Annotated in this window: 16 protein-coding genes; 7 read left to right on the plus strand and 9 right to left on the minus strand. The window is 64.4% G+C overall.

Going from position 1 to position 14,837, the window contains the following annotated elements; genetic code table 11:
* On the plus strand, positions 1-684 hold a 684-nt coding region (locus APH35_RS04245; protein WP_156341192.1), incomplete at its 5' end, for a TIGR03862 family flavoprotein.
* A 108-nt stretch (positions 685-792) separates the two neighbouring features.
* Here APH35_RS04245 and APH35_RS04250 read toward each other — a convergent pair.
* The 5 genes from APH35_RS04250 to APH35_RS04270 form a co-directional block, all read right to left on the minus strand.
* Complete coding sequence (locus tag APH35_RS04250) at positions 793-2,124, minus strand: DEAD/DEAH box helicase (protein WP_060494260.1); 1,332 nt, start codon at positions 2,122-2,124, stop codon at positions 793-795.
* A gap of 55 nt (positions 2,125-2,179) precedes the next feature.
* Positions 2,180-3,094 carry a drug/metabolite exporter YedA gene (gene yedA, locus APH35_RS04255; RefSeq protein ID WP_012274307.1) on the minus strand — a complete coding sequence of 305 codons (915 nt, stop codon included), beginning with the start codon at positions 3,092-3,094 and terminating at the stop codon, positions 2,180-2,182.
* 133 nt (positions 3,095-3,227) lie between these two features.
* Positions 3,228-3,833: a 3'-5' exonuclease gene (locus APH35_RS04260; protein WP_060494261.1), complete on the minus strand. Its 606-nt coding sequence runs from the start codon at positions 3,831-3,833 to the stop codon at positions 3,228-3,230.
* Between the two features lie 8 nt (positions 3,834-3,841).
* Complete coding sequence (locus tag APH35_RS04265; protein WP_060494262.1) at positions 3,842-4,321, minus strand: LabA-like NYN domain-containing protein; 480 nt, start codon at positions 4,319-4,321, stop codon at positions 3,842-3,844.
* Positions 4,322-4,501: 180 nt separating this feature from the next.
* Positions 4,502-5,260: a DUF2076 domain-containing protein gene (locus APH35_RS04270; RefSeq protein WP_060494263.1), complete on the minus strand. Its 759-nt coding sequence runs from the start codon at positions 5,258-5,260 to the stop codon at positions 4,502-4,504.
* Between the two features lie 166 nt (positions 5,261-5,426).
* Here APH35_RS04270 and APH35_RS04275 point away from each other — a divergent pair, with 166 nt between their 5' ends.
* On the plus strand, positions 5,427-6,083 hold the full coding sequence (locus APH35_RS04275; protein WP_012274311.1) for a YciC family protein: 657 nt from the start codon (positions 5,427-5,429) through the stop codon (positions 6,081-6,083).
* 87 nt (positions 6,084-6,170) lie between these two features.
* Positions 6,171-6,662: a hypothetical protein gene (locus tag APH35_RS04280; RefSeq protein ID WP_060514254.1), complete on the plus strand. Its 492-nt coding sequence runs from the start codon at positions 6,171-6,173 to the stop codon at positions 6,660-6,662.
* A gap of 18 nt (positions 6,663-6,680) precedes the next feature.
* Here the strand turns inward: APH35_RS04280 and hrpB are convergent, their stop codons facing one another.
* Entirely contained in the window at positions 6,681-9,209 is a 2,529-nt protein-coding gene (gene hrpB / locus APH35_RS04285; protein ID WP_060514255.1) for an ATP-dependent helicase HrpB, read from the minus strand.
* A gap of 116 nt (positions 9,210-9,325) precedes the next feature.
* Between hrpB and APH35_RS04290 the strand changes: the two genes are divergently transcribed.
* Entirely contained in the window at positions 9,326-9,745 is a 420-nt protein-coding gene (locus tag APH35_RS04290) for a hypothetical protein (RefSeq protein WP_012274348.1), read from the plus strand.
* A gap of 22 nt (positions 9,746-9,767) precedes the next feature.
* The gene (locus tag APH35_RS04295) at positions 9,768-10,640 is read left to right on the plus strand and encodes a cation diffusion facilitator family transporter (RefSeq protein ID WP_012274349.1); all 873 of its coding nucleotides are present in this window, start codon (positions 9,768-9,770) and stop codon (positions 10,638-10,640) included.
* Positions 10,641-10,674: 34 nt separating this feature from the next.
* Here APH35_RS04295 and APH35_RS04300 read toward each other — a convergent pair whose 3' ends face one another.
* On the minus strand, positions 10,675-11,511 hold the full coding sequence (locus tag APH35_RS04300; protein WP_060514256.1) for a DUF6515 family protein: 837 nt from the start codon (positions 11,509-11,511) through the stop codon (positions 10,675-10,677).
* Positions 11,512-11,903: 392 nt separating this feature from the next.
* On the opposite strand from APH35_RS04300, the gene APH35_RS04305 reads away from it, so the two are divergent.
* Together APH35_RS04305 and APH35_RS04310 are read left to right on the plus strand one after the other, a co-directional pair.
* Positions 11,904-12,380, plus strand: coding sequence for an Lrp/AsnC family transcriptional regulator (locus APH35_RS04305; RefSeq protein WP_003249795.1), 477 nt, complete (start codon positions 11,904-11,906; stop codon positions 12,378-12,380).
* A gap of 54 nt (positions 12,381-12,434) precedes the next feature.
* Positions 12,435-12,638, plus strand: a complete 204-nt coding sequence (locus tag APH35_RS04310) for a DUF2788 domain-containing protein (protein ID WP_003249787.1) — start codon at positions 12,435-12,437, stop codon at positions 12,636-12,638.
* A 35-nt stretch (positions 12,639-12,673) separates the two neighbouring features.
* Here the strand turns inward: APH35_RS04310 and APH35_RS04315 are convergent, their stop codons facing one another.
* Together APH35_RS04315 and amn are read right to left on the minus strand one after the other, a co-directional pair.
* Entirely contained in the window at positions 12,674-13,312 is a 639-nt protein-coding gene (locus APH35_RS04315; protein ID WP_060514257.1) for a pseudouridine synthase, read from the minus strand.
* A gap of 6 nt (positions 13,313-13,318) precedes the next feature.
* Positions 13,319-14,782 (minus strand): AMP nucleosidase, encoded by a 1,464-nt coding sequence (gene amn, locus APH35_RS04320; RefSeq protein ID WP_012274352.1) that lies wholly within the window; start codon positions 14,780-14,782, stop codon positions 13,319-13,321.
* Positions 14,783-14,837 lie beyond the last annotated feature (55 nt).

Genomic DNA, 14,837 nt, shown 5'->3' on the forward strand with positions numbered 1-14,837 from the left:
CTGGCCGAACGGGCTGTGGATATCTCGCCTTTGCAGCCGAGCAACTGCGGTTTTGAAGTGGACAGTTGGAGCGCCTTGCTCAAGGACAAGTTCGCCGGCGCGCCGCTGAAGAACATTGCCCTCAGCGTACCGGGCAGTGCACCGCGCAAAGGCGAGTTCATCCTCACCGCGCAAGGTGTGGAGGGCAGCCTGGTGTATGCCTGGTCGGCTCCGCTGCGCGAGGCCATCAACCGTGACGGCCGTGGGCTGCTGTTGCTCGACCTGCTGCCGGACAAGCCTGTGGACAAAATTGCCCAGGCACTGGCCAAGCCACGCGGTTCACGCTCCATGGCCAAGCATCTGCACAGCCAGTTGGGTATCGATGGGGTCAAGGCGGCACTGCTGCGGGAGCTGACCGATCACGCGAGCTTTGCCGACCCGCAGGCGCTGGCCCGATCGATCAAGGCATTGCCGATCACGTTGGTGCGTACACGGCCGCTGGATGAAGCGATCAGTAGCGCCGGCGGGGTGCGTTTCGAGGGGCTGGATGAGGGGTTGATGGTCAAGGGCATGCCGGGGGTGTTCTGTGCCGGCGAAATGCTGGACTGGGAGGCGCCGACCGGGGGGTATTTGCTGACGGCGTGCTTTGCCAGCGGCTTGCACGCCGGGCGGGCGGCGGCGGATTGGGTTAAGCGGGTTTCCTGAACGATTGCCGGGGCTGCTGCGCAGCCCTTTCGCGACACAAGGCCGCTGCCACAGGTACGGCGCGGGCCTGAACTGTGTCGCGATGGGCCGCAGAGCGGCCCCGAAATCTCAGGGCTTACGCTTGCGCGGCCCACCATTGAAACTCGGCACCTTGCGCACCGCCTTGACTGCCGGCTCGGAATTACCCGCCTCAGAACTGTCCATCCAACGGCCCAGCCCGCGCTTGGCGCTGTTTTCTTTCGGCTTCTTGGGCTTCTTCGGTTTCTTGATCACCTGGCCACTGGCATCGGTCAGCGGCACCCGATGATCAGGGATAAAATCAGGCTCTTCATGACGCGGCAGGGTCTGCCGGGTCAGCACTTCGATAGCCGCCAGCAGTTGCACTTCATCCGCGCACACCAGCGAAATCGCCTCGCCCTTGTTGCCCGCCCGCCCGGTACGGCCAATGCGGTGCACGTAGTCCTCGGCAACGATCGGCAGGTCAAGGTTGACCACCAGCGGCAAATCATCGATGTCCAGGCCACGGGCTGCCACATCGGTGGCCACCAGCACCTGCACTTCGCGGGCCTTGAAGCTGTCCAGCGCGCGCTGACGGGTAGCCTGCGGGCGGTCCCCATGAATGCCGTCGGCGTTCACACCTTCGGCCAGCAAACGCTGCACCAGTTGGTCGACACCGTTACGGGTCTTGGCGAACACCAGCACCTGGGTCCAGCGCTGCTTGCGCAGCAGGTGGCAGAACAGGTCTTCCTTGCGCTTTTTATCCACAGGCACCAGCCACTGCTTGACGCTGGTCGCGGTGGCGTTGCGCGGGCTCACTTCGATACTGAGCGGGTCATTCAAGGCCAACCCCGCCAGCACGCGAATCTGATCGGAGAAGGTGGCGGAGAACAGCAGCGTCTGGCGCTTGCGGGGCAGCACCGCGTAAACCGATTGCAGCTCCTCGGCAAAGCCCAGGTCGAGCATGCGGTCAGCTTCGTCCAGTACCAGGGTCTGCACCTGGTTGAACTTCACCGCGTTCTGCCGGAACAGGTCGAGCAAACGACCCGGGGTGGCCACCAGCAGGTCGACACCACGGCGCAGGCGCATCATCTGCGGGTTGATGCTGACGCCGCCATACACCGCGTAGGTGCTCAGCGGCAGGTTCTCGGCGTATTCGCGCACGTTGTTGTGCACCTGCTCGGCCAGTTCGCGGGTAGGTACCAGCACCAGCGCACGGATGGAGTTGCTGGCCACCTTTTCGCCTTCCAGCGCCAGGCGCTGCAGCACGGGCAAGGCAAAGCCTGCGGTCTTGCCGGTACCGGTCTGGGCTGCGGCCATCAGGTCGCGGCCGGCCAGCACGGCGGGGATGGCCTTGGCCTGCACCGGGGTCGGGGTGGTGTAGTCCAGCTGCTGCAGGGTACGCAGCAGCGGTTCGATCAGGCCGAGTTTGGCGAAATTCATGGCAATACCGTCGGGGGGTTCAGCGAAGGCGGCAAGTTTACCGCATCACCCCTGCCTACTTGCAGATTTCGCCTTTCAACGGCTGCGCAGGCGCCTTGCGCCACTGTGGGAGGCCGATCAGCACCACCGCACCGATAATCACCGCCATCGCCACGCACTCTTCGGCGCCAATCTGTTCGCCGGCGAAGACGATGCCCAACAGCACCGCCACCGCCGGGTTGACGTAGGCGTAGCTGGTGGCGGCTGCCGGGCGCACATGTTTGAGCAAATACATGTAGGCACTGAACGCCAGGATCGAGCCGAAGAACACCAGATAGGCCAACGCCCCCCAGCCGGCAGCGGTCGGCATCTGCGTCATACGCTCGCCCGACAGCACACTGCCCAGCAACAGTACCGCCCCCCCCACCAGCATTTCTGCCGCGCTGGCCATCGGCCCCTGGGGCAGCGGCAAGGTTTTGCTCCACACCGAGCCGAACGCCCAGGACGCCGCTGCGAACAGGATCAGCGCTGCACCCATCGGGCTTGCCTGCAGGTTGGAACCCAGGTTCAGCAGGCCGATACCCACCAGCCCCAGGGCAATGCCCGCCCACTCCAGCTTCGAATTGCGGTGCCCGAACAACAGGCCGAACAGCAGGGTGAACAGTGGCACTGTCGCCACGGCCAGCGCCGCTACGCCCGACGCCACGCCAGCATGCTCGGCCACGGTCACACCACCGTTGCCACAGCTAAGCAGCAAAAAGCCAATTGCCCCTGCCGCCCGCCACTGCGGCCAGGTCGGCGCGGGCACACCGCGCCAGCGCAAAAAACCGTACAGCAGGCCGCCGGCAATCAGAAAGCGCACCCCGGCCATGAGCATCGGAGGCCAGCTCTCCACGCCGATACGAATGAACAGATAAGTGGAACCCCAAACCAGGTACAAGGCCAGGAAAGCACCAATGAGCAACAGCGGGAAGCGACGGGCGGCAGGCATGGGAAAACTCGAAATCCGTTTACGGGTGCTTCAGTTTAACGGCCTGCCTGGGCGAAGATACGTTACAGAACGGGCTCAAATGAGCGGCACACTTTTGGTGCGTTCGGCTTGAGCCCTGTATTGCCGGCCAGCCCTAACGGTACTTGGCCAGCGTGTCGCGCACCTTTGCAGCCGGGACTTTCTGCAACCGACAAAGCAGATCGTGCGAAAGTTGCTGTAAACCGTGGTCCTGGCGCAACACGCCAGTCAGGTGTTGCAGCAGGTTGGCGGCCATTTCGGCATCGGCCATGGCCCGGTGCGCGGTCCCGGTGTCCGGCAACCCAGCCCAACGTGTCAGAGTACCCAGCTTGTGGTTCGGCGCCGCCGGCAGCAGGCGCCGTGACAGCAGCAGAGAGCAAGCGAACGGCTGGCTGCGGCTGCGACCGATGCGGCTCAGTTCGTAGTCCCAGAACTTCTGGTCGAAGGCCGCGTTGTGCGCCAGCAATGGGGTGCAACCGACAAACTCGGCCACCTCGTTCATCACTTTGTCCACCGGCGGCGCAGTGCGCAACATGGCGGTGGTGATGCCGGTCAGGCCGGCGACGAAGGCCGGCACTGGCACGCCCGCGTTCATCAGGCTCTGGTAGCGCTCGACAATGCGCCCGCCTTCGAGCATTACCACCGCCACCTCGGTGGCGCGGCAACCGGCACCGGGGGAAATACCGGTGGTTTCAAAGTCGATGACAGCGATACGTTCCATGAAAAACCTTAGTGTTTGAGCAACAGTGTGCCCTCAATGGGCACATAGCGGGTGGCGGCACGGATCAATGACAGCGCCGTCAGCCCCGGCACGCCATACACCACGGCTTCGGTGCCATGGCGCTGGATCACCCGCTCCAGCAGCAGGTCGAAATCACCATCGCCAGAAGCCAGCACTACCTGGTCGACCCTGCTTGCCGCGTCGATTACATCCAGGGTAATGCCCACATCCCAGTCGCCTTTGGCCGAGCCATCGCTGCGCTGGATGAAGGGTTTGAGACGCACGTCGAAACCGAGGTTGCGCAAAATCTGCTGGAACTGTTGCTGCTTGGCGTCGCCACGGTCGATGGCATAGGCCACGGCTTCGACGATCTGGCCTTCGCGGCTGACGTCGGCCCAAAGGGCGGTGTAGTTGAAATGGCAGCCATGGGCCTGGCGCACGGTGTAGTAGAGGTTCTGCACATCGGCGAACAGCGCGATCTTTTTCACCTGGGAACCTCGTGTCCGGTCTGGGATTTTGGGGCTGCGTTGCAGCCCTTTCACGACACAAGGCCGCTCCCACAGGTCGGGCAATGCGTGTGAAACCTGCACTTTACCTGTGGGAGCGGCCTTGCGTCGCGAAAGGGGCGCACAGCGCCCCTCAAAAATGCCAGCAGTATGCCAGACCTGTCAGACGTACGAGTCGTCGTCCGAGAAGAACCCGCCATCATCGCTGCCATAATCGCTGTCGGCGTAACCACCCTGGTCACTGCCCCAACCGCCATTGTCAGCCACTTGCTGCTGACCGCCCTGGTCGTTCCAGCCGCCGTTGTCGCTGGCCGGTGTCGGTTCTTCCTTGATCACCTCGACCACTTCTTCCGGCTGCGAGTTGTGGTTGAACAGGCTGCTGATACCCTGCGCCAGCAACACACCACCGGCCACACCGGCAGCGGTCTGCATGGCCCCACCGAGGAAACTGCTGGCGCCGCCGCGCGCCGGCGCGGCGGCAAAGCCAGGTTGCTGTGTTGGCGGCTGGGAGAAGCCCGGTGCCGAAGGCTCGCGCCAGCCACCACCCGACGCCACCGGGGCAGCAGCGGGACGCTGCGGCTGCACCGCCGGGGCCGCGTTACGCCCACCCGAACCAAAGAGGCTGGACAGGAAACCACCCCCGCCATTGCTTGGCGCGCTGCTGGCGGCTTGTGCGGCCTGGGCCTGGGCGCGGGCCTGCTGCAGTTCGGCCTCCAGCTGCTTGTTCTGCTCGTCGAGGCGCTTGATCGCAGCCTCCTGCACCAATATGGCTTGTGCCATGTAGTAAGGCGCCGCCGGCTGTTGACGCAGATGTTGCTCGATGCACGCCTGGGCCTGCGGATCGCGCGGCTGGCTCGGGTCTTCAGCTTGCTTGATGCGGCCGAACAGGCCGTCGATCAGGGTTTGTTCTTCAGTGTTCATGGGCGACCTCGTGGGGTAGCGGGACAACGGACAGCGTCAAAGATGGGGCGTACGGACGCGGGATTCAATCACCGGCGCGGTGAAACTTTTTTCAGCAAGTGACAGCCCCAGGCCTGCTTTGGGCTAAAGTTAGGCCCCTGTTTTTACTGCCATGCGATGTTGACTGATGAATCCGCTGAGCGTTCTGCGCGACTCCCTGTACTTCTTCCGCCGCCACCTGCCGAACATTGTCCAGCTGTGCCTGCCGCTGGTGGTGCTGGAAGCCCTGCTCACTCAGTTGCTGTACCGGCAGTTGGGCGACCAGGCATCGCCTGCCTACGGCATGCTCGTCAGCCTGCTGCTCTACCCGCTGTACAGCGCCGCGCTGATCCTTTACCTCGATACCCGCAGCAAGGGCCAGGAAATCGCCAAGCGCGATCTGTTCGCCCGCGCCCTGCAGCTCTGGCCACAACTGGCCCTGCTGATTCTCATCAGTTCGCTGCTGATCATGGCGGGCCTTGCCTTGTTCGTCTTCCCGGGCGTATGGATCATGATCAATCTGGTGTTCGCCGAGTACCTGCTGGTGCTGCGCGGCCGCCCGGTGGTGCAGGCGATGCGCGAAAGTGCCAGCATGACCACCGGTCACTTCATGCGCATCATGTTCTGTGTGGTGGCTGTGCTGGCACCGATCTGGCTGATCGACGGGCTGCTGCTGATGGCTTTCCCAGAACCCTCGCCTGGCATGGAGCTGGCCATGGACAGCCTCAGCGGCTTCCTGCAGCTGTTCAGCACCGTGGTGCTGTACCGCCTGTTCATGCTGCTGGAAGGTGAAGCCGGCGCCTGAGGCAACCGGGGAAAGTCTTCGATCTGCCTGGGCGTCGCGCTTGGGCATTAGGGTGCGAAACCTTAAATGCCAACCGAGGAAAGCACCATGCACGAAGACATCAAAGCGGAATTTGCCAGGTCGTTTCGCGGCAGGCTGTACATGCGCGCCGTCAACCGGTACATCCCACTGCGCCTGAGCCGCAGCAGTGACAAGTTCAGCTGGGGGGTTACCCCTGAGGATGACTGGCTACAGATTGGGGGAAAGCAGGACTCGCCGGTGATGGACTTTCATTACCACTCGCAGACCGACGATCGCCTGCATCACCACATCAGCATCCCTGGGCGACCACAAGCCAAGAAACTGGGCATCAGCCGCAATGGCTACCTGGGCTTCTACTGGCATGCCGACGTCACTGACTACTGGAAGATCGAGCCACTGGAGCTGACCGAGGACGGCCTGGTCTGCCATCTGCGCGACCACCGAGGCCACAGGGTTGGCATCATCAAGGATACGCCGCACAAAAGCGGCGACTGGGTGGCCTTGCTCAATGTCGAGGAAGGTGAAGTGTTCACCTTCCTGCTCGTACCGCTCGGCTGACAGCCGCCCCGGCCACGCTCAGGTCCCCCGAGGTTTGGCTCGCGCCGTAGCCTCGGCCACCAAGGGGTCGTCAGGCCAGTAATGCTTCGGATACCGCCCCTTCAAATCCTTCTTCACCTCGGCGTAGGTGGTGCGCCAGAAGTTCGCCAAGTCCTGGGTCACCTGCACCGGCCGGCGTGCGGGTGACAGCAGGTGCAGCTTGACCTGCTGCCGGCCGTTGGCGATGCGTGGGGTGTCGGCAAGCCCGAACAGCTCTTGCAAGCGCACGGCGAGGACCGGCGGGCTCTCGCTGTAGTCCAGACGAATGTTCGAGCCGGACGGCACCGCCAGGTGCGCGGGGGCCTGTTCGTCCAGGCGCTGTGGCAGCGGCCAGGGCAACAGGTTGCGCAACAGCGACGGCAGGTCCAGCGCGGCAAAGTGGCTAAGGCGCGACACTTTGCCCAGGTAGGGCTGCAGCCAGTCTTCCAGGTTGGCGAGCAGGGCCTCGTCGCCCAGGTCGGGCCATTCGCTGTGGCCATCCTTTTCCAGGTCCAGCTGGCGCAGCAGTGCCACCCGTGCCTGCCACTGGCGCAGTTCCGGCGTCCAGGTCAGCAGGTTCAGGCCCTTGCGCCGAACCAGGCCAAGCAGCGCCCTGGCCTTGGCCTCGTCATCCAGGCCCGGTAGTGGCTCACGGCTGAGGACCAGTTCGCCAACCTTGACCTGCCGCTCGGCGCGCAACACCTGCTCGCGCTCGTCCCAATCAACGATATCGACCCGCTCGACCTGCTCGGCCAGCACGCCATCGAGCAACGCCGGATCGAATTCGGCGGCCAGGTAGATGCGCTCCTCACGCTGCCCCTGGCGGCTACCCAGGTCGGCGACTACCAACCAGGGGCACTTCATCAACGCGTCAACCTCGGCAAACAGCGCCGCACGGCCGTTGGCCAACCGATACTCCGCCCCACCCTCGCGGCGCTGCAAGGCGACGCGGTCGGGGTAGGCCAGCGCCAGAAGCGCGCCCAGCCAGCGCGAGTGGTCCGGGTCGGCGACCGGCGCACCGGCCTTGCCTCGCAACAGGCCACGGTACTGGCGGGCCAGCTGACGCGCCCGCTGCACGCCACCCTGGCCGCCACGCGCCGCCTTGCTTTCGCCACTGACCAGCGCCAGCCGGTTGTGCAAGTCCGCACCACCCCCACGCTGGATATCCCGCTCCCCCAGCAGCGCAGCCACATCGCAGGCCATCTGTGCCAGGCCCAGGTCCTGGCCACGCAGCAGCAAATGCGCGATGCGTGGGTGCGCCGGCAGTTCGGCCATGGCCTGGCCGTGTTCGCTGAGGTTGTCACGGCTACCAGGCTTGAAGGCATTGAGCCGCACCAACAGGTCTTGGGCCTGGGCGAACGCGGCAGCCGGCGGTTGGTCAAGCCAGCGCAACTGCTCGGGGGTAACGCCCCAGCGCGCCAGTTGCAGGGCCAACCCGGCCAGGTCGGCCTGGAGGATTTCGGCGCTGCCATGGGCGGCCAGTTGCTCATGCTGGGCTTCGGACCACAGGCGGTAGCACACGCCGGGCTCCAGGCGGCCGGCCCGGCCGGCGCGCTGAGTGGCGCTGGCGCGGGAGATACGCTGAGTGTCCAGGCGGGTCATACCGCTGCCAGGGTCGAAGCGCGGCACACGGACCAGGCCGGCATCGATCACCACACGCACGCCATCGATGGTCAGGCTGGTTTCGGCGATGTTAGTGGCCAGCACCACCTTGCGCAGGCCCTTGGCCGGCGGGTCGATGGCGGCACGCTGGGCATTGAGATCCAGTTCGCCATGCAGTGGGCAGAGCAGAATTTCGGGCCGATCGCCCAAGGCCTCCTGCAGGCTCTGGTGCACCCGGCGGATCTCGGCCTGCCCAGGCAGGAATACCAGCACGCTGCCGGCTTGGTCTGCCAGCGCCTGCAGCACGCTGTCCACCACCCGTGGTTCGATGAACTCGCCCGGCTGGAACGCTCGCCCCCAACGGATATCCACCGGATGCATGCGGCCTTCGCTGCTGACCACCGGCGCATCGTCCAGCAACCGCGACAGGCGCTCGCCTTCCAGGGTGGCGGACATCAGGAGAATCTTCAGCGGCGGGTCGTCACGCAGCAACTCGCGGCCATTGAGGCTCAGCGCCAGGGCCAGGTCGGCATCCAGGCTGCGCTCGTGAAATTCGTCGAAGATCAGCAAGCCCACACCCTCCAGTGCCGGGTCGGCCTGCAGGCGGCGGGTGAGGATGCCCTCGGTCACCACTTCGATACGGGTTTTAAGCCCGACCTTGCTGTCCAGGCGGATGCGGTAACCCACCGTTTCCCCCACCTGCTCGCCCAGCTCGCTGGCCAGCCGCTCGGCGGCCGCCCGCGCCGCCAGGCGCCGTGGCTCAAGCATCAGGATGGTCTGCCCGGCCAGCCACGGCTCGTGCAGCAGCGCCAACGGCACGCGGGTGGTCTTGCCAGCGCCGGGCGGCGCTTCAAGCACCGCTTCGTCACGGTTTGCCAGGGCCTGGCGCAAAGCGGGCAAGGCCGCATCAATGGGTAATGAAATCATGGTGGTCCTCGAACAGTCTGGCGAGTATAACGGCGAACCCAGCCTGCTCTATCATGGTCTTAGCATCAGGCGCAGGCGCTTCGCTTGCCCTGCTGAACACCTTCTCGGAGATTTACATGCGCATCTCGACCCGCGTCATCGGTGGCGCCCTCATTGCCACCCTGCTGACCCAACTGACGGCCTGCGGCACCATTTTCTACCCGGACCGGCGCGGCCAGATCGGCGGCAAGATCGACCCTGTGGTTGCCGCAATGGACGCCATTGGCATCCTGTTCTACGTGATCCCTGGGCTGATCGCCTTCGGCATCGACTTCGCCACGGGCGCCATCTACTACCCAGGTGGCCGCACCGCCCAGGTCGACCCAGCCAAACTGCAAGAAGCCGTCAAACCAGATGGCAAGGTCGACAACCTCAAGTTGCAGGCCATTCTCGAAAGCGAACTGGGCCAGCGCCTGCCATTGGACGACCCTCGGCTGATCCAGCACCGCGGCAGTGTCGAGCAGTTGGCCAGCCTGGGCCTGGTGCCAGCCGCCTGAGCCACAAGGACACCGACCACGGATGATCACCACCCCGGCTGAACACCAGCGCCTGCTACGCCTGGCCACGCGCGCGTCATTGGCGGTGGCCAGTATTCTGGTGCTGAGCAAGGCGCTGGCCTGGTGGCTGAGCGGTTCGGTGAGCCTGCTGGCCGGGCTGACCGATTCGGCACTGGACGCTGTAGCCTCGTTCCTCAACCTGCTGGCGGTGCACTATGCGCTGCGCCCGGCAGACGACGATCACCGGTTCGGCCATGGCAAGGCCGAGGCCCTGGCCGGCATGGCGCAGGCGCTGTTCATCGGGGTCAGTGCAGTGCTGATCGGCGTGCAGGCGGTCGAGCGCCTGCACACCCCACAACCGCTGGGTGATACCGCCATCGGCATCGCGGTGATGCTGCTGTCGCTGGTGCTGACCGTCGCCCTGCTGGCCTTGCAGTACAAGGTCATCCGCCTGACCGGCTCTACCGCGGTGCGGGCCGACTCCCTGCACTACCGCTCGGACTTGCTGCTAAACAGCAGCATCCTGCTGGCCCTGCTGCTGGCGCGTTTCGGCTGGCCCCAGCTGGATGCGCTGTTCGGCCTGGGCATCGCCTTTTACATCCTCTGGAGTGCCTTGCAGATTGCCCGCGAAAGCACGGCAATCCTGATGGACAAGGAACTGCCCAGCGATGTCGGCGAAGACATGGCCACGCGGGTACTGGCCATTCCCGGCGTCAAGGGCGTGCACGACCTGCGTACGCGGGTGTCGGGCAACCAGTGGTTCGTGCAGTTGCACCTGGAGCTACCAGGGCAGCTACCACTGCATGAAGCACACGGATTGTGCGTGGAGGCCTCACGGGTGATCCGCCAGCGTTATCCACAGGCGGATGTGATGGTGCACGCCGACCCGGTATAGATATTCTTCAGGCTAACAGGCCGCGCCTACCGCTTTAGTTGATGCTGTATCCCCGGCCACTGAAGCAGGCACCCAGCGCCCGCCGGTAATTGTCGAGCACATTGGCTGGCGGTGCGTACGTCGCCGTCGCCGGATCGAAGCCGGATTGGCTCACTGCCCAGCGATGGCACTGGTAACGGTCCTGCTCCTGCTGTTCCTGCCCCTGGCCATACATCGGGTAAGCCACCACGTCATACCCACCGTTCGACGGTGCCACCGGTACGGGCGCCGGCACGCCGACCGGTGGGTTGACCACCACGTACTCCTGGCTGTCCGCCAGGTACTGGTAGTAGGTATCGGCTACCAGGAAGAACAGCCCACCCCCCAGCCACACTTCCCGCGCATAAGGCGGCAGGTAATTGACCCGCACGCCATAGGGCGGCCTCACCACGATGTAGCTGCCACCATGAGGGCGGTACCAGTAGCCGCCGGAGTAGAAGTAGTCAGCACCACGGTAAGGCACTTTCCAGTAGCGGTCGGGAAAATGGTCGACGGTGTGCCCCGGGCGATACTGCGGCCCAGGCCCCCAGCCATTGCCATGGCCATCCGGGCGCCCTTGCCAGTCAGCACCGGGCCGTTGCCCAGGGCCACCGGCTTGCCAGTGATGGTCATCACCGTGGCGGCGGGGAATGTCCTGGTAATAACCCTGGCGCGGGGGCTGGGTCTGGCGCACTTCGTCGCGCGAGTTGAGCGAGCGGCCAGGCACGCCCTCACCTTGCACCTGCTGGCCGCGTTCGCCATGCCCCTCGCCCGGCCCTTCGGCCATGGCCCCGAGGCTGATGCTCAAACCCAGCAAACCAACACCTGCCAACTGCCAGATGCGCGACTTCATGGTATTCCTCTCGGTAGAAAACTGCGCCCGCAACCAGTCTACCGCGCCCATCACGCAGGCCAATTAAATTTCCGGACAGAAAAAAGGGAGGCCACAAGGCCTCCCTTCAGGAATTGTCGTCCGTGCTCGGCACTTGTGGCGCCGGCTCACCTCACACCGTCTTCTGGAGGGTGTGTAGCCCGGGGGCCTGCAGATCCTGTTGGATGGCTGGCCGCGACCGCCCGCCTAGGGCGCGTCGCCGTGGACTGATGTCCGGGCAGTGATTCTGGTGATAAAGATACCGGACGGCTTGCGACAGATGATTGCGAAGATTGCTCAGATAAATAGCACTTGCGCAATTTTTCACCCTGGATTGATAATTCGCCGCAATACGAACAGAAAAGGCAAATGCCATGAGCAAACTTGACCGTTACGACCTGAGCATCCTCGCCGAATTGCAGCGCGATGCGCGCATTTCCAACCAGGAGCTGGCCGAACGCATCGGCCTGTCACCTTCGCCATGCTCGCGTCGGGTCAAGCAACTGGAGGACGATGGCTACATTTCGCGCCAGGTTGCGCTGCTCGACCGCAAGAAGCTGGGCCTGAGCCTGACGGCCTATGTGCTGATCGGCATGGACCGCCACACCCCTGAGCGTTTCGAAACGTTCGAGGCCGCCATCCGCAACCTGCCGCAGGTGCTGGAATGCAGCCTGGTCACCGGCATGGATGCCGACTACCAGCTCAAAGTGGTGGTGCCCGACATGGACCACTACCAGAAACTGCTTCTAGGCAGCCTGACCCGTATCGAAGGCGTCACCAGCGTGCGTTCGAGCTTCGTGCTCAACCAGGTACTGGCCAGCACCGAACTGCCATTGACCCACCTGCGTTAATCCCTCACACCAGCCAGCGTATAATCGGACGCTCAACCCGCCTGGAGAACACCGATGGATCCCGCCGTATTCGAAGAGTGGATGATGATCATCCTGGTCACCGTGCTGATCGGTTTCATGGGCTTCATCGTCTGGGACCTGGCAAAAAAATCCAAGGCGGGCAAGTTCGGGACGCTGATCCTGTTCTTCGTGCTGGGGCTCGGGGTGCTGGCCTTTATCATCAAGAGCGTGGTGGTGGGGTTTCTCGAAGGGGTGTAAGGCTCAAGGCTGCCGGGAGCGTGCTGCGGCCCCGGCTAGCGCTGTAATTTAGCCGGGACTTCGCGCCAGCAACCCTGCTCCAGCCCATCCAGCGCCCAATCACCAATCCTCACCCGCACCAGGCGCAAGGTCGGCAACCCCACCGCCGCCGTCATCCGTCGTACCTGGCGGTTACGCCCCTCCCGGATCACCAGTTCCAGCCAGCTGGTCGGTACGCTTTTGCGAAAGCGTACAGGCGGGTTGCGCGGCCATAGCTCGGGTTCTTCCAGCCGCCGCGCCTCGGCCGGCAAGGTTGGCCCATCGTTCAGTTCCACACCGTCACGCAAGCGCTGCAACTGCTCGTCGCTCGGTTCGCCCTCCACCTGTACCCAGTAAGTCTTGGCCAACTTGTGCTTGGGGTCGGCAATCCGCGCCTGCAGCCCGCCATCGTTGGTCAGCAACAGCAGGCCTTCACTGTCGCGGTCCAGCCGACCGGCCGGGTACACGCCCGCGATGTCGATGAAGTCTTTGAGGGTCGCGCGCCCTTCGCCGTCGCTGAACTGGGTCAGCACGTCGAACGGCTTGTTGAACAGGATCAGGCGCGGCTCGGTCGGTGGCGCCTTGGCCTGGCGACGCGGGCCGGTGGCAGGCCGCGCCTGGGGACGGCGCGGCTTGTTACGGGGTGGCAGTGACATGAATCCTCAGCGGAACGGCGGCTCATCGAAGCTGCGCAGTTTACGCGAGTGCAGCGAGTTGAGCTCGGTGCGCAGCAGGTCGAGAGCAGCAATGCCGATTTTCAGGTGTTGGCTGACCGCGCGGTTGTAGAAGGCGTTGGCCGAACCCGGCAGCTTGATCTCGCTGTGCAGCGGCTTGTCGGACACACACAGCAAGGTGCCGTACGGCACGCGTAATCGGTAGCCCTGGGCAGCGATGGTGCCGCTTTCCATGTCCACCGCCACCGCACGCGACAGGTTGATCAGCGGGCGTTCCTGAGCCCAGCGCAGCTCCCAGTTGCGGTCGTCGTAGGTGAGCACGGTGCCGGTGCGCAGGCGCTTCTTCAGCTGTTCGCCACGCTCGCCAGTGACCTGCGCGGCGGCTTCCTGCAAGGCCATCTGCACTTCGGCCAAGGCCGGGATCGGGATATTCGGCGGCACAACCCGGTCGAGAATCCCGTCGCGGCGCATGTAGGCGTGGGCCAGCACATAGTCGCCAATGGTTTGCGACTGCCGCAGGCCACCGCAGTGGCCGATCATCAGCCAGCAGTGCGGGCGCAGTACCGCCAGGTGGTCGGTGATGTTCTTGGCGTTGGACGGGCCGACACCGATGTTGACCAACGTAACACCGTCGCCGTCGGCGGCGATCAGGTGGTAGGCCGGCATCTGGTAGCGGTGCCAGACCACGCTGGCCACCAGGGCCTGGGTTTCGCCGTGGTCCATGCCCTTTTCGATCACCACGTTGCCCGGTAGCACCATGCGCACGAAGCGCGGGTCGTCACGCAGTTGCTCCAGGCCATGGCTGATGAACTGGTCGACATAACGGTGGTAGTTGGTCAGCAGGATCCACGGCTGCACATGGCGCCAGTCGCTGCCCGTGTAGTGCACCAGGCGGCGCAGCGAGAAATCGACCCGCGCGGCATCGAACAGCGCCAGCGGCAGCACTTCGGCACGGTCCCAGTCGTACAGACCATCGGCGATATTGTCGGTGGCGGCCGACAGGTCGGTGCTGGGGAACACCCGCGCCAGCTGCGCGGCGGTAATGCCGCTGCCGGCCAGCTCGTCGCCCTGATCGACCACGTAGGGGTACGGGATGTTCTGTTCACTGACGCCGACTTCTACCGTGACGGTGTAGTCGTGCATCAGCGGGCGCAGTTGCTCCAGCAGGTAGCCACGAAATGCAGCAGGCTGGGTGACGGTAACGCTGTAGGTACCGGCTACCTGGACCTTGGCGTAGGCGCGCGTGGTGGCGGCGACCTCACCGTGGCTGATGTAGGTCAGGCGCAATGCAGGGTAGCGGAACAGGTCGCGCTCCTCGGCGTTCGGCTCGGTACGGTCCTTCAGGTAACGCTTGAGGGCCTGGCTAAGGGCCCCGGTGGCCTGTTCATGCAGGGCCGCCAGACGGTCGACGGCCTGTTCGGGGGTATCAACGACTACAAAAGCTTGGCTCACACTGTGCTTCCTGTCTGGACATGCATGTGAACCATCTTGCCTGCCTTCTGGGTTA

The sequence above is a fragment of the Pseudomonas sp. NBRC 111132 genome, assembly GCF_001320565.1.
In the GTDB taxonomy this organism is placed as follows: domain Bacteria; phylum Pseudomonadota; class Gammaproteobacteria; order Pseudomonadales; family Pseudomonadaceae; genus Aquipseudomonas; species Aquipseudomonas putida_P.

Coding starts and splice junctions, on each gene's coding strand:
- APH35_RS04250 (WP_060494260.1), bottom strand. CDS start 2,124: ATGAATTTCGCCAAACTCGGCCTGATCGAACCGCTGCTGCGTACCCTG.
- yedA (WP_012274307.1), bottom strand. CDS start 3,094: ATGCCTGCCGCCCGTCGCTTCCCGCTGTTGCTCATTGGTGCTTTCCTG.
- APH35_RS04260 (WP_060494261.1), bottom strand. CDS start 3,833: ATGGAACGTATCGCTGTCATCGACTTTGAAACCACCGGTATTTCCCCC.
- APH35_RS04270 (WP_060494263.1), bottom strand. CDS start 5,260: ATGAACACTGAAGAACAAACCCTGATCGACGGCCTGTTCGGCCGCATC.
- APH35_RS04275 (WP_012274311.1), top strand. CDS start 5,427: ATGAATCCGCTGAGCGTTCTGCGCGACTCCCTGTACTTCTTCCGCCGC.
- APH35_RS04280 (WP_060514254.1), top strand. CDS start 6,171: ATGCACGAAGACATCAAAGCGGAATTTGCCAGGTCGTTTCGCGGCAGG.
- hrpB (WP_060514255.1), bottom strand. CDS start 9,209: ATGATTTCATTACCCATTGATGCGGCCTTGCCCGCTTTGCGCCAGGCC.
- APH35_RS04290 (WP_012274348.1), top strand. CDS start 9,326: ATGCGCATCTCGACCCGCGTCATCGGTGGCGCCCTCATTGCCACCCTG.
- APH35_RS04295 (WP_012274349.1), top strand. CDS start 9,768: ATGATCACCACCCCGGCTGAACACCAGCGCCTGCTACGCCTGGCCACG.
- APH35_RS04300 (WP_060514256.1), bottom strand. CDS start 11,511: ATGAAGTCGCGCATCTGGCAGTTGGCAGGTGTTGGTTTGCTGGGTTTG.
- APH35_RS04305 (WP_003249795.1), top strand. CDS start 11,904: ATGAGCAAACTTGACCGTTACGACCTGAGCATCCTCGCCGAATTGCAG.
- APH35_RS04310 (WP_003249787.1), top strand. CDS start 12,435: ATGGATCCCGCCGTATTCGAAGAGTGGATGATGATCATCCTGGTCACC.
- APH35_RS04315 (WP_060514257.1), bottom strand. CDS start 13,312: ATGTCACTGCCACCCCGTAACAAGCCGCGCCGTCCCCAGGCGCGGCCT.